The 17,370-nt window shown below is 73.9% G+C and carries 18 protein-coding genes and 1 pseudogene; 8 read left to right on the forward strand and 11 right to left on the reverse strand.

What is annotated here, in order from left to right; all coding sequences use genetic code 11:
- The first annotated feature begins 131 nt into the window (after positions 1 to 131).
- Complete coding sequence (locus ACZ7RU_RS25755; protein ID WP_470343327.1) at positions 132 to 794, forward strand: NADPH-dependent F420 reductase; 663 nt, start codon at positions 132 to 134, stop codon at positions 792 to 794.
- A gap of 94 nt (positions 795 to 888) precedes the next feature.
- On the opposite strand, the pseudogene ACZ7RU_RS25760 reads toward ACZ7RU_RS25755, so the two are convergent.
- Positions 889 to 1,662, reverse strand: a pseudogene (locus ACZ7RU_RS25760) (galactokinase); the annotation flags it as partial.
- Here ACZ7RU_RS25760 and ACZ7RU_RS25765 point away from each other — a divergent pair.
- On the forward strand, positions 1,571 to 1,861 hold the full coding sequence (locus ACZ7RU_RS25765) for a hypothetical protein (protein ID WP_470343424.1): 291 nt from the start codon (positions 1,571 to 1,573) through the stop codon (positions 1,859 to 1,861). The pseudogene ACZ7RU_RS25760 and the gene ACZ7RU_RS25765 sit on opposite strands and share 92 nt — an antisense overlap.
- On the opposite strand, the gene ACZ7RU_RS25770 is transcribed toward ACZ7RU_RS25765, so the two are convergent.
- From ACZ7RU_RS25770 to ACZ7RU_RS25800, 7 genes are all read right to left on the reverse strand, one after another.
- A complete protein-coding gene (locus tag ACZ7RU_RS25770; RefSeq protein ID WP_470343328.1) occupies positions 1,858 to 2,937 on the reverse strand; it encodes a LacI family DNA-binding transcriptional regulator in 1,080 nt (359 codons plus the stop codon). The two genes, ACZ7RU_RS25765 and ACZ7RU_RS25770, sit on opposite strands and share 4 nt — an antisense overlap.
- A gap of 130 nt (positions 2,938 to 3,067) precedes the next feature.
- Complete coding sequence (locus tag ACZ7RU_RS25775) at positions 3,068 to 4,816, reverse strand: glycoside hydrolase family 36 protein (protein ID WP_470343329.1); 1,749 nt, start codon at positions 4,814 to 4,816, stop codon at positions 3,068 to 3,070.
- Positions 4,817 to 4,818: 2 nt separating this feature from the next.
- Entirely contained in the window at positions 4,819 to 5,646 is an 828-nt protein-coding gene (locus tag ACZ7RU_RS25780; protein ID WP_470343330.1) for a carbohydrate ABC transporter permease, read from the reverse strand.
- Complete coding sequence (locus ACZ7RU_RS25785; RefSeq protein ID WP_470343331.1) at positions 5,643 to 6,557, reverse strand: carbohydrate ABC transporter permease; 915 nt, start codon at positions 6,555 to 6,557, stop codon at positions 5,643 to 5,645. The genes ACZ7RU_RS25780 and ACZ7RU_RS25785 overlap by 4 nt, the downstream gene beginning before the upstream one ends.
- Positions 6,554 to 7,897, reverse strand: coding sequence for an ABC transporter substrate-binding protein (locus ACZ7RU_RS25790; protein ID WP_470343332.1), 1,344 nt, complete (start codon positions 7,895 to 7,897; stop codon positions 6,554 to 6,556). The genes ACZ7RU_RS25785 and ACZ7RU_RS25790 overlap by 4 nt, the downstream gene beginning before the upstream one ends.
- Before the next feature lie 293 nt (positions 7,898 to 8,190).
- Complete coding sequence (locus ACZ7RU_RS25795; RefSeq protein ID WP_470343333.1) at positions 8,191 to 9,417, reverse strand: radical SAM protein; 1,227 nt, start codon at positions 9,415 to 9,417, stop codon at positions 8,191 to 8,193.
- Positions 9,418 to 9,437: 20 nt separating this feature from the next.
- Positions 9,438 to 10,172 (reverse strand): hypothetical protein, encoded by a 735-nt coding sequence (locus ACZ7RU_RS25800; RefSeq protein WP_470343334.1) that lies wholly within the window; start codon positions 10,170 to 10,172, stop codon positions 9,438 to 9,440.
- A 302-nt stretch (positions 10,173 to 10,474) separates the two neighbouring features.
- Between ACZ7RU_RS25800 and ACZ7RU_RS25805 the strand changes: the two genes are divergently transcribed.
- From ACZ7RU_RS25805 to ACZ7RU_RS25815, 3 genes are all read left to right on the forward strand, one after another.
- The gene (locus ACZ7RU_RS25805) at positions 10,475 to 11,431 is read left to right on the forward strand and encodes an aromatic prenyltransferase (RefSeq protein ID WP_470343335.1); all 957 of its coding nucleotides are present in this window, start codon (positions 10,475 to 10,477) and stop codon (positions 11,429 to 11,431) included.
- Positions 11,428 to 12,222: a class I SAM-dependent methyltransferase gene (locus ACZ7RU_RS25810; RefSeq protein WP_470343336.1), complete on the forward strand. Its 795-nt coding sequence runs from the start codon at positions 11,428 to 11,430 to the stop codon at positions 12,220 to 12,222. Before ACZ7RU_RS25805 ends, ACZ7RU_RS25810 begins: the two co-directional genes overlap by 4 nt.
- A 74-nt stretch (positions 12,223 to 12,296) precedes the next feature.
- Positions 12,297 to 12,914, forward strand: coding sequence for a chymotrypsin family serine protease (locus tag ACZ7RU_RS25815; protein WP_470343337.1), 618 nt, complete (start codon positions 12,297 to 12,299; stop codon positions 12,912 to 12,914).
- Between the two features lie 77 nt (positions 12,915 to 12,991).
- Here the strand turns inward: ACZ7RU_RS25815 and ACZ7RU_RS25820 are convergent, their stop codons facing one another.
- From ACZ7RU_RS25820 to ACZ7RU_RS25830, 3 genes are all read right to left on the reverse strand, one after another.
- On the reverse strand, positions 12,992 to 13,537 hold the full coding sequence (locus ACZ7RU_RS25820) for a DUF2785 domain-containing protein (protein WP_470343338.1): 546 nt from the start codon (positions 13,535 to 13,537) through the stop codon (positions 12,992 to 12,994).
- A 68-nt stretch (positions 13,538 to 13,605) separates the two neighbouring features.
- The gene (gene lysA / locus ACZ7RU_RS25825) at positions 13,606 to 14,985 is read right to left on the reverse strand and encodes a diaminopimelate decarboxylase (protein ID WP_470343339.1); all 1,380 of its coding nucleotides are present in this window, start codon (positions 14,983 to 14,985) and stop codon (positions 13,606 to 13,608) included.
- A 60-nt stretch (positions 14,986 to 15,045) separates the two neighbouring features.
- Positions 15,046 to 15,186 (reverse strand): hypothetical protein, encoded by a 141-nt coding sequence (locus tag ACZ7RU_RS25830; protein WP_470343340.1) that lies wholly within the window; start codon positions 15,184 to 15,186, stop codon positions 15,046 to 15,048.
- 424 nt (positions 15,187 to 15,610) lie between these two features.
- Between ACZ7RU_RS25830 and ACZ7RU_RS25835 the strand changes: the two genes are divergently transcribed.
- The 3 genes from ACZ7RU_RS25835 (at position 15,611) to ACZ7RU_RS25845 (ending at position 17,358) form a co-directional block, all read left to right on the forward strand.
- Positions 15,611 to 15,766 carry a hypothetical protein gene (locus tag ACZ7RU_RS25835; RefSeq protein WP_470343341.1) on the forward strand — a complete coding sequence of 52 codons (156 nt, stop codon included), beginning with the start codon at positions 15,611 to 15,613 and terminating at the stop codon, positions 15,764 to 15,766.
- 191 nt (positions 15,767 to 15,957) lie between these two features.
- The gene (locus tag ACZ7RU_RS25840; RefSeq protein WP_470343342.1) at positions 15,958 to 16,443 is read left to right on the forward strand and encodes a universal stress protein; all 486 of its coding nucleotides are present in this window, start codon (positions 15,958 to 15,960) and stop codon (positions 16,441 to 16,443) included.
- Between the two features lie 453 nt (positions 16,444 to 16,896).
- A complete protein-coding gene (locus ACZ7RU_RS25845; RefSeq protein WP_470343343.1) occupies positions 16,897 to 17,358 on the forward strand; it encodes a hypothetical protein in 462 nt (153 codons plus the stop codon).
- The last annotated feature ends 12 nt before the right edge of the window (positions 17,359 to 17,370 follow it).

Below are 17,370 nucleotides of genomic sequence, written 5' to 3' on the forward strand. Positions count from 1 at the left end.
CCGGCCGGCACCAGGCCCGCTTCGACCGTGGGTCCGGGAGGACCACCCTTCCGTCCGGGAATCGGGGCGGCCGACGGGTGGTTGAGCCGAGGCGACGGTCCACTACGGCATTCACGGACGAGGGGCTTCCCATGAAGATCGGCATCATCGGCGCGGGCAACATCGGCGGCAACCTGACCAGGCGGCTGACCGCGCTCGGGCACGACGTCTCGGTGGCCAACTCCCGCGGCCCGGAGACGCTCAAGGACCTGGTCGAGGAGACCGGCGCGAAGGCGGTCACGGTCCCCGAGGCGGCCCGCGGGGCGCAGGTCGTGGTCGTCACCGTCCCGCTGAAGGCCGTGCCGGACCTGCCCTCCGGGCTGTTCGCCGAGGCCGCCGAGGGCGTCGCGGTGATCGACACCGGCAACTACTACCCGAAGGAGCGCGACGGCCGGATCGACGCGATCGAGGACGGCGGGCTCACCGAGAGCCGTTGGACGGAGCAGCACCTCGGGCACCCCGTGGTCAAGGTGTTCAACGGCACCTACGCGCAGGACCTGCTGGAGCGCCCGCGCCCGGCGGGGGACCCGGAGCGGCTCGCCGTGCCGGTCGCGTCGGACGACGAGGCGGCCAAGCGGGTGGTCCGGGCGCTGGTCGACGAGCTGGGCTTCGACACCGTGGACGCGGGCGGGATCGACGAGTCCTGGCGCCAGCAGCCGGCCACCCCGGTGTACGGGCTGCGCGCCGGGGTCGAGGCGGTGACCCGGGCACTCGCGGAGGCTTCCCCGGAGCGCCCGGTGGCCCACACGGCCTGAGTCGGCGGAGCCGGCGCGCCCCCTCCGCCGGGACAGCGGTGAGGGTGCGCGGCTCGGCGTACCCGGCCTCGCGGAACGCGGCGGCGGCTTCGGCGGCGAGGTCGGTCTCGGCGTAGGAGACCCGGTAGTCGTCGCGCAGCGCGGGCAGCCCGAGCAGGGCGGCGGCGCGTTCGCAGCCGGCCCGCAGCGCGGCGTAGGCGCCGTCGCCGAGGTCGTGCTTCACCCGGGTGTCCAGGACCAGCAGGGCGAGGCCCGCGCCCGCGAGGTCACCCGGGACCTGGCGTGCCGTCAGGTCGCGGGTGTCCACAAAGAGCGCGGATCCGGGACGGCAGCACATCGAGGCCGTCTGGTCCATGATCCCGTAGGGCACGCCGACGAGGGCGTTCTCGGCCCGCGGGGCCGGCACGGCCAGGTCCGCGGCCGAAAGGCCCAGCCCGTGCAGGTCGTTGTAGGCGGTGGCGACGACGCACTCCAGCGCGGCCGAGGAGGAGAGCCCGGCGCCGCCGGGCACGTCGCTGTCCAGCCGGACGTCCGCCCCGCCGACCGGGTGTCCGGCCTCGCGCAGCGCCCACACCACCCCGGCCGGGTAGCCGGCCCAGCCGGGCACCGCGCCGGGGGCGAGGTCGTCGACCCGGGGCACCACGCGTTCGCCGCCCTGGGCGGACCGGAGCCGCAGCAGCCCGTCGTCCCGGCGGGCGCCCTGGGCGCGGACGGTCTGCGGCAGGGCGATCGGGAGGACGAACCCGAGGTTGTAGTCGGTGTGTTCGCCGATCAGGTTGACCCGGCCCAGGGCGGCCCACTCCCCCTCGGACGGACGCCGCGCCTTCCTCCGGTCGGCCCGCCGGGTCGTGGTGGTGGCCGACCACACCAAGTGGAACGCGGTCGGCCTGGCCTCCTTCGCCGACCTGGACGGGCTGGACGAGCTGGACGTCCTGGTCACCGACGACGCCCTGCCCGCCGGGCAGCGGGCGGCCGCCGCGCGGCTGGTCGGCGAGCTGGTCGTGGCGGCGACGGGGGACCACCCCGACCGGCCGGGCGGGACGGACCGGGCGGGCGGGACTGGCTAGCCGTTCGGGACGGACCCGCCGGTCTCGCCGGAGCGCCCCGAACTCCCCCGCACGACGAGTTGGGTGGGCAGCTCCAGCCCCCGGGCCGGCGCCGCCTCGCCGCGCACCTGGTCCAGCAGCCGGCCGACCAGCGCCGTGGCGATCGCCCGCAGCGGCAGCCGGACCGAGGTCAGCGCGGGATGGAGGTGCCGGCAGAGCGGCGTGTCGTGGAACCCGGTGACGGCCACCCCGTCCGGCCCGACCGCCAGCCCCTCCGCCCGGACGGCCTCGTAGGCGTCCAGCGCCAGCAGGTCGCTGCCGGCCGCGAAGGCGGTGGGCCGGTCCGGCCCGCCCAGCAGCGCCCGTACGGAAGCCGCCACGCCCGTCGTCACCACGTCCGCCGCCGCCACGTCCGTCACGACCGCGGACAGTCCCAGCCCGTGGGCCTCGGCCAGGAACCCGGCCCGCCGCGCCGCCATCCAGGGCAGCTCCTCGGCGGCCCCGAGGTAGCCGATCCGGCGGTGGCCGAGCGCCGCGAGGTGCCGCACCACCCCGGCCATCGCCGCCTCGTTGCCGATGTCCACCCAGTGCTGGGGCTCGCCGGGCCCGGTCCGCCCGAAGCTGACGAACGGGACGCCGAGCCGGGCCACATGGGCGATCCGGACGTCCTCGCGCAGGACGTCCGCCAGCACCAGCCCGTCCACCTGACGGGCCGCCACCAGCTCGTCGATCGCGGCGACCGGGTCGGCCGTGCCCTGCCCCGGCCGGAACAGCAGCACCCGCTGCCCCGCCGCCCCGGCCGCGTCGACCAGGGCCTCCAGGAAGCCGGCCATCAGCGGGTTGGGGTCGAGCGGGTCGTCCACCGGCGCGAGGTAGCCGATGGTGCGCCGGGCGCCGCTGCGCAGCGAGCGGGCCGACTGGTCGGGCTGGTAGCCGAGTTCGCGGATCGCCGCGTTCACCCGCTCCAGCGTCTCCGGGCGGACCCGCTGCGGCGCGTTCAGCGCGTTGGAGACGGTCTGTCGGGAGACCCCGGCCGCCCGGGCGACCTCCTCGATCGTGGTGGCGCCGCGGCGCGGCCGGTGCGGTCCCTCGGGCATGCGGTTCTCCAGGGGTGGTCGGGTTCGGGACGGGCGCCGGCACCCGTCCCGTGCCCCGAACGGGTCGGCCTCCGCGCGGCGTCGGCCTCGACGCGGGTCGGGCTCGGCGCGGGGTCGGGCTCGTACGGGGTCAGGCTCGGCGCAGGGTCAGCAGCCCGCCGCGCGGCACGGGGATCGCGTCCGCGCGGTCCAGCTCGACCTCGCCCTGCCGGACGATACGCCCCCGGGCGTCCCGCACCGTCACCGCCACCTGCCCGCGGCCGCCGGTGAGCCGGACGTCCGGGTCGGCGTCGGCGTTGGCCACCAGCAGGGTGCGCCAGTCGTCGCCGGAGGCGTCCACCGGCAGCGCGGCGTAGCGGGCCACGGCCACGGTGCCGTCGCCGCGCGCGGTGACCATCGGGTAGCCGAGGTCCGGGCGGGCCGGGAGCAGTTCGCCGAGCTGGAGGGTGGCGGCGTGCTCGCGGAAGACGCCGAGCCAGAAGGCCATCGCCTCGCGCTGGCCCTCGCTCTGCGCGGTGAGGTCGACGGAGACCTGCGGCACCGAGAACAGCACGTTGATCAGGTGGCAGGCGACCTGCTCCGGCGGCTCGTTCCGGTGCCACATCAGCATGTCGGCGTGGACCGGGACGGGCCCGGCGGCCAGCCGCACGTCGACGGTCCGCTGCCGGTTCTCCTGCGGGCTGAGCGGGCAGTCGGTGGCGCGGATCATGGTGGCGTACGGCCACAGGCCGGGGCTGACGTACGGCTGGCGGTGCTCGATCATCGCCTCCGGGTCGGCGGCGGTGATCCGGCGGCGGATCCCGGCGAGCAGCCGCTCCACGCCCTCCTCCACACTCCCGCAGTCCGCGCCGGGGCGGGCCGGCGGGGCGTCGGCGCTCCCGGCGGCGCGGGCGAACCAGTCGACGAAGTCCACCTTGAGGCCGTCCATGCCCCACTCCTCGACGGCCCGGGCGAGCCGGTCGGTGAGGAAGGCCCGGACCTCGGGGTGGCGCGGGTCGGCGACGATCGCGCCCATGTGGGGGATGTCGGCGAGCGCCAGGTGGCCGATCTCCCGGTACGCGGCGCTGTCCTTGCCGATGAACGGCAGCGCGTACCAGAGCATGTAGCGCACCCCGAGGTCGTGCACCCGCCGGACGTGGCCGGCGGTGTCGGGCAGCGAGACCGGCTCCCAGTCGCCGCAGTGGGCGTAGCCGCGGGTGCGGTCGGCGGTCATCCAGCCGTCGTCCACGATGATCACGTCGAGGCCCAGCTCCTTGCCGAGCGCGGCCTGGGTCTCGACGCCCTCGGGGGTGACGTCCTGGTGCATCGAGTACCAGGTGGAGTACGCGGGGCGGCGGGCGGCCTCCGGGATGTCGGCCGTACGGCCCTCGCCCCACCAGGCGGCGAGGTCGGCTAGGGCGCGGCCGAAGTGCCGGCGGGAGGTGTCGATCCGGACCGTGAGCCGGTCGGTGGCCTGGGCCCAGAACCGGAACTCACCGGTCTCCTCGACCACTCCGGCCCCGGCCAGCACGTCCGGGCGCCCGGCGGCGAAGGCGCACAGGGCGACGTCCCCGGTGCCGACCAGCGCGGCGATCGGCGCGCCGTCGGCGAGGCCGGTACGGCGCGGGGCGCTCCAGGCGGCGGGCAGCCAGCCGGTGCCGCGCGGCTCGGGGGTCCAGAGGGCGGTGGCGTCGACGCAGGGCACCCGCCACTCGATCCGCACCTCGCCCGCGCCCTCGGCGGTCACCTCCACCACCCCGGCGGCGATGCCCCGGGCGGTGCCCGTACCGCTCACCCGCAGGTCCAGCCCGTCGGCGTACAGCGGGCGCAGGCCCCCGGCGGCGGTGGGGGCGTGCGGCTCCCAGACTTCGGCCGTGGCGGTGTCGTCGGTCCCGGTCATGGTCATCCCTTCGTGGCGCCGGCCAGCAGGCCGGAGATGAACTGCCGCTGGAGGACCAGGAAGAGGACCATCATCGGCAGGGTGGACAGCGCGGTGCCGGAGAGGATCGCGCCGTAGTCGGTGTTGGACTTGTTGCCGTGCAGCGTCGCCAGGGCGACCGGCAAGGTGTGCATCTCGGGGCTGCGCAGGGCGATCAACGGCCAGACGAACTGGTTCCAGGAACCCAGGAAGAGGAAGATCGACAGCGCCGCCAGCACCGGCCGCATGACCGGCACCACCACGCTGAACAGCACCCGGAGTTCGCCCGCGCCGTCGACCCGGGCGGCGTCCAGGAGTTCGTCCGGCAGGCTGCTCAGCGACTGCCGCATCAGGAAGACGGCGAAGGGCACGCACAGGCCGGGCAGGATCAGCGCCTGGTAGGTGTCCAGCAGGCCGAAGTCCGTCATCATCGTGAACAGCGGTACCAGCGTGACCTGTTCGGGCACCACGAGGGTGGAGAGCAGCAGGGCGAACAGCAGGGTGCGGCCGCGGAAGCGGAACTTGGCGAAGGCGTAGCCCGCGAGCAGCGCCACGACGAGGGCGCCCAGGGTCTGGACTCCCGCCACCAGCAGCGAGTTCCCGACCACCCGGAGCAGGCCGATCTTCTGTTCCAGGTGGCTCAGGTTCTCGCCGAGGCTCCCGCCGGGCAGCAGCTTGGGCGGCCAGTCGAAGACCTCGGTGTCCCTGCGGGTGGCGGAGACCACCAGCCAGTAGAAGGGGGCGACGGACAGCCCGGTGACGGCGGCGAGGAAGAAGGTCAGCGGCCAACCGCGCAGTTTCTTGAGGTTCACTTGTCCTTCTCCCCCATCAGGCGCATCTGGGCGGCGCCGAGCACCGACACCAGCAGGGTGAGCGCGTAGGCGATGGCGGAGGCGTAGCCGAAGTCGAAGTACCGGAAGCCGTTCTGGTACAGGTACATGGAGACGGTCAGGGTGGCGTTGTCCGGCCCGCCGCCGGTCAGCACGTACGGCTCGTCGAAGAGCTGGAGCGTGCCGATGGTCGAGAGCACGACGGTGAACAGCAGCACCGGGCGCAGCGCGGGGACGGTGATCGAGGTGAACCGGCGGATCGGGCCGGCGCCGTCGACCATCGCGGCCTCGTACAACTCCCTGGGGATGGACTGGAGTCCGGCGAGGTAGATGACGGCGTTGTAGCCGGTGTAGTGCCAGGTGAGCACCACCACGACGGCCATCCGGGCCCAGACGGGCTGGCCCAGCCAGTCGACGGAGGGCAGCCCGACGGCGTTCAGCACCCAGTTGACCGCACCGTCGTCGGCCTTGAGCAGGTAGGCGAACATCACGCCGGTGGCGACCAGGCCGGTGACCGAGGGCATGAAGACGCCGAGCCGCCACACCGTGCGCCAGCGCACCAGCGCGGAGTTGATGCCGACGGCCATCAGCAGGGCCAGTCCCAGCATCAGCGGGACCTGGACGACGAGGATCTCGCCGGTGTTGCGCAGGGCCGTCCAGAACAGCGGATCGTCCAGCAGCCGCCGGTAGTTGGCGAGGCCGGCGTCGCGGGTGGCGGACCCGGAGCCGGTGGTGAAGGAGAGCAGCAGCGAGTCGACGACCGGGTAGGCCTTGAACACGCCGAAGGTGAGCAGGGCGGGGGCGAGGAGCAGGTACGGCACGGCGGCGCGACGCCGGCGGGCCGTTCCGGCCTTCCCCGCGAGGGCGGTGGCGGGCGGGCTGGCGGCACTCATGCGATACCGCGCCCCGTCTGCTGGGCGAGCTGCTTGGCGGCGTCCTGGAGCACGGCGGCCGGGTCGGCGCCCCTGAGGAGGACCTTGACCTGGGCGTCGCTGACCAGCTTGAGGGCGCGGGCGTAGTCGCCGGAGTAGTTGGTGGGGTCGCCGCCCTCGGTGGCGAGGTCGGCGAAGGTCCGCAGCACCGGCTGGCCGCCGTAGTAGGCGCTCGGCGCGGCGTACAGCGGGTCGGTGTAGGCCTCGGTGAGGGCCGGGAAGACGCCGCCCGCCTCGAACATGGCGTTCACCGAGGCGGGACGGGTGACGGCGTACTCGACGAACTTCCAGGCGGCGCGCCGGCGCGGGCTGGAGGCGGCGACGGCCAGGTGGGTGGAGTTGACCAGGGCGGTGCGCCGGCCGCCGGGGGTGACCGCCGGGGGCTTGGTGAGGCGCCAGTCGCCGCTCTGGTCGGGGAACTTCTTCTCCAGGTAGTGGGCGACCCAGGCGGGCATCGCGGCGACGGCGAGCTTGCCGGCCTTCATCACGGGCGGCCAGCTCTGGACGCCGGGGGTGTCGCCGATCAGCCCGGCCTCGTCCAGCCGCTTGACGATGGTCAGGGCGCGTACGGCCGGCTCCGAGCCGACGGTGATCCTGCCCTGGAGGTCGAAGTAGAAGGCGCCCTGGAGCTGCATCAGGGACTGGAGGAAGTCCAGGTCGGGGGTGGGGTTGGCGGCCCGGTTGAGGCCGATCAGGGCGATGCCGGGGTTGGCGGCCTTGAAGCGGTCGGCGACGGCGAGCAGGTCGTCCCAGGTGGCGAGGGTCTCGGGGTCGATGCCGGCCTTGTCGAAGTAGTCCTTGCGGTAGAAGAAGCCGAGCGGGTTGACCTCCCAGGGCAGCGCGTAGGCGTGGCCGTCCTTGCCGGAGACGACCGGCCACAGGCCCTTGGCGAACCTGTCCTTGTGCGCGTCGGCACCGAGCGCGGAGAGGTCGGCCAGGCCGCCGGGGAACTTCTCCAGGTATCCGGGCAGGTAGTCGCAGCCGATGTGCAGGACGTCGCCCAGTCCCTGGCCGCCGGCCGCCATGCCGACCGTGATCTTGTCCCAGATGGCGGGCTCGCCGATGTCCTGGACGTCGACCTTGATCCCCGGGTTGTCCTTCTCGAAGGCCGGGACGATCCCGCGCAGGGCGTCGGCGGCGGTGGCCCAGGACCAGACGGTGATCGTGCCGGTGTCGGCGTCCCCGCCGGAGGCGCCCGCCGAGCCGGAGCCGCCGCAGGCCGCGAGGGTGCCTCCGGCGGCGACGGCCAGCAGGCCGGCTCCGGATGCGCGGAGAAGGTCGCGACGGGAAAGGTGTGACATTGCATTCCTCTCGGTGGGGTGGCGCCGGAAGGCTGTGGTGCGGAGGGGGATGGCCAGCGGGGAGAGACGGGTGGGGCGGTGAATCGGCCGGGTTTGAACGTTCAAACACACAAAACAAACCAGAACCGAACAGCTTCCAACGAGCGGACACAGCAAACGCCCGCCCTCCCCGCGCCGTCAAGCCCCGGACACGGGAAGGGCGGGCTCCGCAACCGTTCCGTTATCAGTCGAACGGACCCGCGGGGGGGGCGTCAGCCCCGCCCGGTGCGACGGCGGCTCCGCCCGGCGCCCCGTCAGCCCCGTCCGGCGTCCGCGGGGCCGAACACCGTCCCCGGGGTGACCGGGATCCCCCGGGACATGGCCTCGAAGTCCAGGATCGGGTGGGTCAGGATCTCCTCGACCTCGTCGGTCAGCAGGTTGCCCAGGATGAACTCCTCCTCGGCGCCCGAACCGAAGGTGACGACCTGCCCGCTCGACTGGATCATCCAGTTCAGCAGCTCCCGCTCGCTGCTCTCCGCGAGGTGGATCTCCCGGCCGGGGTGGTCCCGCCGGATCCCCTCCACCACCTCGCGGACGTCCTCCACCGCCACCCCGAGCCTGCGGACCGTGGCCGGTGACGCCCGCCGGCCCCACCACTGGAAGATCACCCACTGGGCGACCGACGGATGGGACATGACCTCGTCCGCGAGCAGCGGCAGTTGGTGGAGGTTCTCGGCGCTCGCCACGGTGTGCACCCGCACCCGGTCGAAGCCCTCGGCGTCGCACAGGGCGAGGGAGTCCAGCAGCGCCTGGAGCAGGTTGCCGTCCGGGCTGCGGCGGAAGGCGCGCTGCACGTCCGCGGTGACGGCGTCCAGCGGCAGCCGCAGCGAGGACAGCCCCCGCAGCCGGGCGAGCTTCTCGGCGGTGAGCGTGTAGCCGGTGGTGTCGAGGCCGACCTTGAGGCCACTGGCGACGGCGTGGTCGACCACGTCGAAGACCGGCGGCCACAGCAACGGGTCGCCGCCGGCCAGGACCAGGTCGCTGGTCCCGTGCGCGGCCAGCTTGTCGGTGATCCGGTACGCCTGCGCGAGGTCGATCTGCTCCGCGGCGAACGGGTTGTAGCAGCCCTGGCAGGACATCGGGCAACGGTTGTTGATCGACCAGTTGACCCGCCGGACGCGACGGCCGGCGCGCGACTGCCCGGCCCGGCCACGGATCCCGGCCACCAGCCCGGCCAGCCGCCGGCCCTGCGGCAGGGTGGTGCCGGTGAGCAGTTCCGCGGCCCGCTCGACGGCGGCCGCGGTGGCGTTGTTCTGGAGCAGCAGGAACGCCAGGCGCCACCGCATGGTCTCGTCCGCCGGGTGCCGGCTCAGGGCCTGTTCGACCCGCTCGGTCAGAGCCCCGAGGTAGCCCGGGTTGAAGTGGGCCGGCTCCAGGCGCCGTTGGAAGTCGTCGGCGATCGACCCGCGCTCCAGGGACCTGTCGTAGCCGGCCCGCAACGGGTGCGGGGGAAGGATCTCCACGTGCTGCCGAGTGGACATGAAGTGCTCTCCGGTCGTGGTCAGTTCGGGGCGGACGGCAGCAGGACGAGCATCGAGTCGGCGGACGGCAGACCCATGCTCTCGACGAAGACCGCGTCGCGGACGCGCCGCGCGACGTCGGGATGGGTGGGGGCGTCGAGGTAGCGGGCGGTCGATTCCAGCGGGGTCACGCCGCGTTCGGAGATCACGGTGCGCAGGGCCCGCGGAAGGTTGTCGAGGTTGTCGCGCACCTCCTCCAGGTCGAACCGGTCGGCCAGCCGCGTCGCGGCCCTGCGGGCCTTGGCCAGGTTGGTCGTCGGGTCGAGGACAGTCGCCTTGGCCAGGTAGTAGGGGACGGGCTGCATCATCCAGGACAACGCGGCGCGCTGGTCGTCCTCGGCGCGGCCGGGGTGGTCGAAGGCCTCGGGCCCGAGCCCGAGTCCGTCGCAGAACCACTCGGGGCGCATGCTGATCCGGTAGTGGGCGTGACCGGCCATCCGGAAGGCCGGAAGCATGGCGATGACGGACGTCGTCTCGATCCGGAAGGTGTCCGAGATCCGCTGCATCCTCCGCCCCACCACGGCGCGGACCTCCGGCAGGTCGGCACCGCCGTCCACGACGTGGATCAGGTCGAGGTTGGAGACGATGTCGCCGCCGGGCCCGGTGCGGTGGTCGCCCCGGGCCAACGACCCGGTCGCGGCCACCGACATGTCGGTCACGTCCGCGTACTCGCGGGCCAGCTCCTGGAACAGCAGGGGGACGTCTTCGGGTCTCACGTGGCTCCTCGGGGGTCGGCGGCGGCGGTGAAGGTGCGGGCCTTCACCCTCTCTTCCAAGTCCTTTTACATCGTGGAGAGTTCGTATTCAGTCGCGCAGCCTAACAGCGGTCCGCCACAAACGGACGGGTTCGCATCGACTACCCCAGGAGTCATGACTGACGGATCGACAGAAGTGGTCTCATCCGGTCACCCGGAAGCTGTGCCAGCACTCCTCCCCCTCTGGCGAAACGATCTTCACAGTGGTTTGATCACTGAGGGACTGGGGCTGAGCCCCTGCGCAACCGAAGGGGGACCCTTCCGATGGCCTCTGCTGTCGACTTCTCGACGTCTCGGTTCCTCAGGGACGTCGAGGCCACCGCGGACCTGCTCGGCGTCGAGCACTCCCCACCGACGACCCGCCGCGTCCTGGACGCGTACGAGGAGAGCTTCCACCGGGGCGCCGTCCTGTGGCGCACCAACGACAAGCCGGGCGGCGCGCTGAACTACCGCTTCTACGACCGCGTCCCCATCGACTCCGTGGACATCGCGGTGCGAGCCGGACTGCTCGGCCCCCACCGCCGGACCGCCGGTCTGATCTCCACGTGGAGTTCGCTGTACGACGGCTCGACGGAGCTGTGCGACTTCGACGCGGTCCGGGGCCTGGTCAAGACGTGGGTGTACCTGGGCGGGATGCGGCCCGTGGCGGAGGTCCTCGACGCCCCCGGTGTCCCGGACACGATCCGCCGCCACCACGACCGCTTCCGCGAGCTGGGCCTGACCTCGGTGCGGCACGTCGCCGTGGACTACCAGCACGACACGGCGAACCTGTACTTCCGCACCCGGGAAGGGCTCAGTCCCACGGGGGTGGACCGACTGCTCTCCCTCGCCGGGGGCGGGGTGCCGGACGGGGCGACCTTCCGGGACATGGCCGCCTTCACGGCCCCGGACGGGCACACCTTCTCGGTGACGCTGCACATCGCCACCGGCGAGATCGAGCGCGTCGGCGTCTACGCCCTCCGACTGCCCGCCGGGCGGTTCCCACACGTCAACGCGCGGCTGGCCGCCTTCTTCCGGGGCGCCCCCTCGCACGACGAGGAGGAGATGAACGCCGTCGCCTGGTCGTTCGGCGCGGGTGGCAGCCGCTACCTGAAGGCGGAGCGCAGCTACTGCGGCCGGCTGGTCGCGCTGATGCGCGAGTGGAACAGCCCGATGACCGACCCCGGCGAGCAGCCGCACGCCACCCCCGTCGCGGCCCGGCACCCGAACGGAGAACGATGAGCACCCCGGTCTACCAGGACGGTGTCCTCGGCCACGGCACACGGGGCGAACGCGAACGCCTGCGTCTGCTGGAGGAGCTCAACGATCCGGTCACCGTCGCCGTCTTCGAACGGCTCGGCGTCGCCGCGGACTGGCACTGCGTCGAGGCGGGGGCCGGCCACGGATCCATCGCCCGCTGGCTCGCCGCCCGCTGCCCCGACGGCCGGGTGACGGCCACCGATCTCGACACCGCGGTGCTCGAAGCGTCGCCCGCACCGCCCAACCTGGCGATCGCGCGGCACGACGTGACCCGGGACGACTTCCCGGCGGGCTCCCAGGACCTGGTGCACGCCCGGGCCCTGCTCGGCCACCTCCCCGACCCGGAACTCGCCCTCGACCGGATGGCCGGCTGGCTAAGGCCCGGCGGATGGATCGTCGTCGAGGACCCCACGTACCTCCCGGCCGCGGCCTCCCCGTATCCGCGGTTCGCCGAACTGCTGGCGGCCTGCCAGGAGTTGCTGACCCGCGCCCACGGGACCGACCACTCCTGGGCCCGCCGCATCCCGGCCGCCATGGCCCGCGCCGGCCTCACCGACGTCGGCATGACCATCCGCGTCGCCGTGTGCGGAACGGACGAGAGGGAGGACGCCTTCTGGCGGCGGTGCTTCGCCCAGGCCACCCCCGGGCTCATCGCCACCGGGCTGATGACGGCCGAGCAGATCACGGCGGCGGTCGCCCACCTGGACGACCCGGCCTTCACCGACACCGCCTGGATGATGGTCTCCTGCTGGGGCCGCCGCGCGCCTTCGTAGACCACCGAACCCGGAGCACACCCGCGTGAGAAGTCGGCCGGGCCGACTTCTGGCGCACCCGCACCCACGAGCAGATGCTGCACGCCGGAGCCGACCTCGCCGTCGGCGGCAACCGCCGCTGCTCCGCCGGCATCCCCGGCCGGGTGAACGACAAGCGCGTCCTGCTCACCGCCGCCCACTGCCGGACCAGCGGAAACGTCAACAACGGGCAGCACGTCGTCGGCGAGGTCACCGCCCATGACGACGGCCTCGACGTCGCCGTCATCACCACCGACCAGAACACCGCACCGCGCTTCCACAGCGGCGCCTGGAACAGCGGAGACTCCCGGCCGCTGTACGGCCCGGCCCGCCCGGACCCGGGCCGGTCCGCCTGCTTCAGCGGCGCCACGTCCGGGTTCCGCTGCGAGCCGGAGGTGACGCGCGTCGGCGTCCACTCGTCCACAGGCCGGACCGACACGACCGAGGTGCGGTCCCGCGGCGGAGGCGTCGCCGTCGCCCGGGGCGACGGCGACGGCCCGGCCGTGGCCGACCCGCAGGGCGACGCCATGGCTCCGGTCGGCGTCATCATCGCCGGGGGCACCGACGCGCGGACGCTCTGCGGCGGCACCTCGACGTCGACGACTCGCTTCTCGACCGGCTACCACACCCCGCTCGATCCGGTGGTGACCAGGTTCGGGTCCTCGGCGTCCTGATCCTGCCCCGGCGCCCGGAACACGCCCGCGTGAGAAGTCGGCCGGGCCGACTTCTCACGCCGGTTGCTCTCCCAGTCCTACGGCAACACCGGGCGCAGCACCTCGGCCAGGCCCGCCTTGACCGCCTCGCCGTGGGCGAGCGGGACGGGGTGCCCGCCGCGCTCGGCGGCGACGCCGAGGTCCGCGAGCAGGTACAGGGCGCGCAGGGTCCGGACGGTGTTCGACGCCCAGGCCGGCATCGGCCCGCGCGCGAACGGGGCGAGGGCGGTGCCGATGGTCGACAACCAGGCGGTGGACCGCTCCGGCGTCAGGTCGGGGCAGGTGATGACGAGGGCGACGGCCTTGGCGAGCCGGTCGTCCTCCCGCTCGGCGAACAGGTGGTCGGTGGGTACGGGCAGCCGCTCGGCGGCGAGCGCGAGCAGCGGGTCGGGGTCGCCGTCGGGCCGCAGGCCGCCGGTTCCGAGCAGGTCCGCGTCGTGCGCCACGACGTGCAGCCGGCCGAGCTCGTCGTCACGGCCCCGCAGGTCGGCCTCCGCGCGGTACCAGGCGGCGAACGCGTCGAGCCACGCGGGCCGGAGGTGGCCCGGCGCACGATCCCACCGGAGGGTTCCGCATCCTCTCACCTGCTTCTTTGCCAGGACCTGCGCGAGAAGTCGGCCGGGTCGACTTCTCGCGCCGCGTTGCTCCTCCCTCAGCGGCCGACCTCGCGGAGGCGGAAGTCCTCCACCGTCTCCCGCCGGATCAGCAGGCGGGCGCGGCCGTCCTTCACCGCGACCACGGCCGGGCGGCCGACCAGGTTGTAGCCGGAGGCCATCGACAGCTGGTACGCGCCGGCCGACGGCATCGCCAGCAGGTCTCCGGGGCGCAGGTCGGCGGGCAGGGCGGCGTCGCGCACCAGCACGTCGCCGGCCTCGCAGTGGCGGCCGACCACGTCCGTCCGCGTCTCGCCCGCCTCCGAGTGGCGGCCCACCAGCCGTACCGCGTACGGCGATCCGTACAGGGCCGGGCGCGGGTTGTCGCTCATGCCGCCGTCCACCGCGACGAAGCAGCGGCCGTCGGCGGTGTGCTTGACGGAGAGCACCCGGTAGACCGCCACCGCGGCCGGCCCGGCGATCGCGCGGCCGGGTTCGACGATCAGCCGGGGCACCACCAGCCCGGCCTCGGCGCAGCGCACCGCCAACCGGTCGGTCACCTGTACCGCGAACTCGGCGAGGTCCAACTCGGTGTCCCCGGGCAGGTAGCGGATGCCGTGGCCGCCGCCGAGGTCCAGCTCCGGCAGCTCCACGCCGTGCCGCTCCCGCACCTCGGCGAGCAGCCGCACCAGCGCGTCCAGCGCGCGCAGATAGGGCTCGGCCGAGGTGATCTGGGAGCCCAGGTGGCAGTGCAGACCCGCGAGTTCCAGCCCCGGCTGGTCGAGCACCCGGGCGATGGCGTCCGCCGCGTCGCCGCCCTCGATCGGGAAGCCGAACTTCTGCCCGCCGACGCCCGTCCGCACCGCCGCGTGGTGCCCGGCGGCGATCCCCGGCACCACCCGGACCAGCACCTTCTGCGGCGTGTCGGCTGCCACCAGCGCGGCCAGCCGCGCGATCTCCGCCGGGCCGTCGATGACGACCCGCCCGACCCGCAGCCGCCGCGCCAGCCGCAGTTCCTCCGGGGACTTGGCGTTGCCGTGCAGCAGGATCCGCTGCGCCGGGAAGCCCGCCGAGACCGCCAGCCACAGCTCGCCCGCGGAGCAGACGTCCAGCCCCAGGCCCTCCTGTTCCACCCAGTCGGCCATCGCGCCGCAGAGGAAGGCCTTGGCCGCGTACAGCACCTCGGCGTGCGGCAGCGCCCGCCGGTAGGCCCGGGCCCGCCCGCGGACCTCGGCCTCGTCCAGCACGTACAGCGGGGTGCCGAACCGCTCGGCGGCCTCGGCCAGCCCCACCCCGCCGACCAGCAGGTCGGCTCCCCGGCCGGGCCGCGCCGAGGCCGGCCAGGGGCCGCCGAGCGGTTCGGCGGTCGTGGTGGGGTCGGGTGGGACTGGCAGGACGGGTGGGATTGGCGGGACGGGAGGGGCGATGAGCTTGGTCATGGCGGCTGCTCCTGTGGATCGGCGCGGGGTTGGCGGTGTCGGTCGTCCGCGTGGGCCGGGTCAGTCCTCGTAGTGCATCGCGAACCGGCAGTGCGCCGGGCGGGTACGGCCCCGGTCGGCCGCCGGGGCCGGTTCCGGCCGCTCCGGCGGCTCGTCGACGTCGGCGAGGGCGACGGCGGTGACGGCGGTGACAGTGGTCATGGCAGGTCCCTTCGAGCGGCGGCCCGTACGGCCGGACCCCTCCAGTGGAGACCCTCCGCCGACCGATCGCACCCGTCCTTGACGCATGGCGTACGGTCCTGCGGCCGTCCTTGACGCCTCCCTGACACCTCGGCCGGAGCGCTGGCAGAAGGGCGTCGAGGACGGCCGTTCCACCGCCGAGGCGTCGTCAAGGCGGGCATGTCCCCCGGTCCTCCGGTGGTGGGCTGTCCACCGTCCCCGCAGCCCCACCGCATCCGCCGCCGGCCGGCCGAGGCGCTGCCCGCCGCCGTCCGCACGCTCCACCCGAGCGTCTTCGCCTGGGTGATCTCCTTCCGGCTCTGGCTGACCGTGCTGTCGCCGACGAGGAGGCCGACACCATGTCGACCTCGACTCCAACCCGGCGGAGCTGATCGACACCAGCCAGGTGAGCAATCAACTCCTCATCACCCGCGAAGCGTTGACCACGTCCTCGATCACCGACGACGTGGCCGAGTTCTCCGGACCGGGCGGGCTGGTGCTGCCGTTCCTCGGCATCAAGACGATCGACCTGCTGGTCCGGTTCACGCCCGAGCCGGGCTGAGAGCTCCGCGGCGGGGCCCTGTCAGAGGGTCGTCAAGACGGGTACGACCGGCGTCATGGTGGTGTCAGCGGCGGTTCGGAGGGCTCCGTTCCGGGGTTCACTGGAGTCATCCGAAGCAAGGAGTGCCGAACCGGCGGAGCCCGACGGAGAGTTCTGCGGGAGTTCCGCCGGAGAGACGGAGGCGGAAGGCCATGACCGGGACCACCCGAGTGATCGTCGGCCTGAGCGGATCACTGAGCAGCCTGGCCGCCCTCTACCACGCCGTCGGCGAGGCGGCCCGACACCTGGCGGTGCTGGTGCCCGTCGCCGCCTGGGCCGCGAACGAGCGGGAAGGCCTGCGCCCGTCCTCCGACCCGGAGCACGCCGCCCGCCGACGCCTCGACGTCGCCTTCGAGCAGGCCTACGGCGGCTACCCGTCCGGCCTGGTCATCCACCCGCTGGTGGTCAACGCCGAGCCCGGCCCCGCCCTGGTCGGCGCCGTCACCGGCCCGCAGGACCTGCTCGTCCTCGGCGCCGCCACCCGCCGCCGCCTGGACCGCCTGCGGCACGGCTCGGTGGCCCGCCACTGCCGTCACCGGGCCGGCTGCCGGGTGGTCGAGGTCTCGCCCTCGGCACTGCTCGCCCGTCTCGAACTCCCCGCCCGCACCGGCGCGCCGCTGCCCCTGCTGGCCCGCTGAGGAGGCTTCGTACAGGTTCAACACGCTCCACCCGCTCAACGCCGGGAGCCCTTGGTGATCCGCCAGGGGCTCCCGGCGTTCGTCGCCGCTCGGCCCGGGCCCGCGTCATACGCCACCGCTAGCCCGGGTTCCGCAACTTCGACAAGCCTGTCGAAGTTGGCCTGCCCGGGCTATGCTGACCCGAAGCCCGGAAGCCGGCCACCACCGGACTCCCGCCCCGTCGACGAACGCACCGCCCAGGCGCGACCGACCGGAAGGAGGCGCGGCCCGAACCTCGGCCGGACGGCCAACCGGCAACACCCTTCGCCTTCTTGACGCTTCGTCAATTCCGATCCGCGATTTCACCGCCTGAGCCGTGACGCGTGCCCCGGGCCGCCCACCGCCGTTGTACGGAAGGTGAATCGCCGCGCCCGCCCGAAGCCCCCGGCCGCCCCGCCGAGGAAGAGGTTCCGCATGACGACGTCCCGGACCCACCCGCGCCCCGCCGAGGCCGCGGTGCTGCTCACCGCGCTCGGCCTGCTCGTCCTGGAGGAGATCGCCCTCGGCATGGCCGAGGAGGACGACCGCCCCGTCATCGGCGGCATCCTGATCGGCGCCTCCGGCACCGGCCTGCTGGTGGTCGGCGCGGTGCTGCTCAGCCGCTGGCTCGACCTCCGCCGCCCGCTCCCGCTGCCCCCGCCCGGCCCCAACGGCCGCGAGTACAGCGCCCGCGCCCTCGAAGGCTTCCCGATGGAGGCCGTCCGCCCGCTGCTGCTCGCCGAGGACGCACCCCAGCTCGGCCACCTCTACTCCGCCTGGATGCTCGCCCGGGCCGGCCGCCCGGCCCCCTGGATCGCCCGCCGACTGGCCATCCCCCTGGACGCCGCCCACCTCCTGGTCGACGCCGCCCGCTCGGCGGGCCTCGACCGGGCGTGATCAGCCCCGCGG

Source organism: Kitasatospora sp. NPDC114501 (genome assembly GCF_055633695.1).

Excerpts from the sequence above, each read along its gene's own strand:
- lysA (WP_470343339.1), bottom strand. The coding sequence starts at position 14,985 with ATGACCAAGCTCATCGCCCCTCCCGTCCCGCCAATCCCACCCGTCCTG.
- ACZ7RU_RS25795 (WP_470343333.1), bottom strand. The coding sequence starts at position 9,417 with ATGTCCACTCGGCAGCACGTGGAGATCCTTCCCCCGCACCCGTTGCGG.
- ACZ7RU_RS25785 (WP_470343331.1), bottom strand. The coding sequence starts at position 6,557 with ATGAGTGCCGCCAGCCCGCCCGCCACCGCCCTCGCGGGGAAGGCCGGA.
- ACZ7RU_RS25790 (WP_470343332.1), bottom strand. The coding sequence starts at position 7,897 with ATGTCACACCTTTCCCGTCGCGACCTTCTCCGCGCATCCGGAGCCGGC.
- ACZ7RU_RS25810 (WP_470343336.1), top strand. The coding sequence starts at position 11,428 with ATGAGCACCCCGGTCTACCAGGACGGTGTCCTCGGCCACGGCACACGG.
- ACZ7RU_RS25775 (WP_470343329.1), bottom strand. The coding sequence starts at position 4,816 with ATGACCGGGACCGACGACACCGCCACGGCCGAAGTCTGGGAGCCGCAC.
- ACZ7RU_RS25815 (WP_470343337.1), top strand. The coding sequence starts at position 12,297 with ATGCTGCACGCCGGAGCCGACCTCGCCGTCGGCGGCAACCGCCGCTGC.
- ACZ7RU_RS25845 (WP_470343343.1), top strand. The coding sequence starts at position 16,897 with ATGACGACGTCCCGGACCCACCCGCGCCCCGCCGAGGCCGCGGTGCTG.
- ACZ7RU_RS25830 (WP_470343340.1), bottom strand. The coding sequence starts at position 15,186 with ATGACCACTGTCACCGCCGTCACCGCCGTCGCCCTCGCCGACGTCGAC.
- ACZ7RU_RS25805 (WP_470343335.1), top strand. The coding sequence starts at position 10,475 with ATGGCCTCTGCTGTCGACTTCTCGACGTCTCGGTTCCTCAGGGACGTC.
- ACZ7RU_RS25770 (WP_470343328.1), bottom strand. The coding sequence starts at position 2,937 with ATGCCCGAGGGACCGCACCGGCCGCGCCGCGGCGCCACCACGATCGAG.
- ACZ7RU_RS25840 (WP_470343342.1), top strand. The coding sequence starts at position 15,958 with ATGACCGGGACCACCCGAGTGATCGTCGGCCTGAGCGGATCACTGAGC.
- ACZ7RU_RS25755 (WP_470343327.1), top strand. The coding sequence starts at position 132 with ATGAAGATCGGCATCATCGGCGCGGGCAACATCGGCGGCAACCTGACC.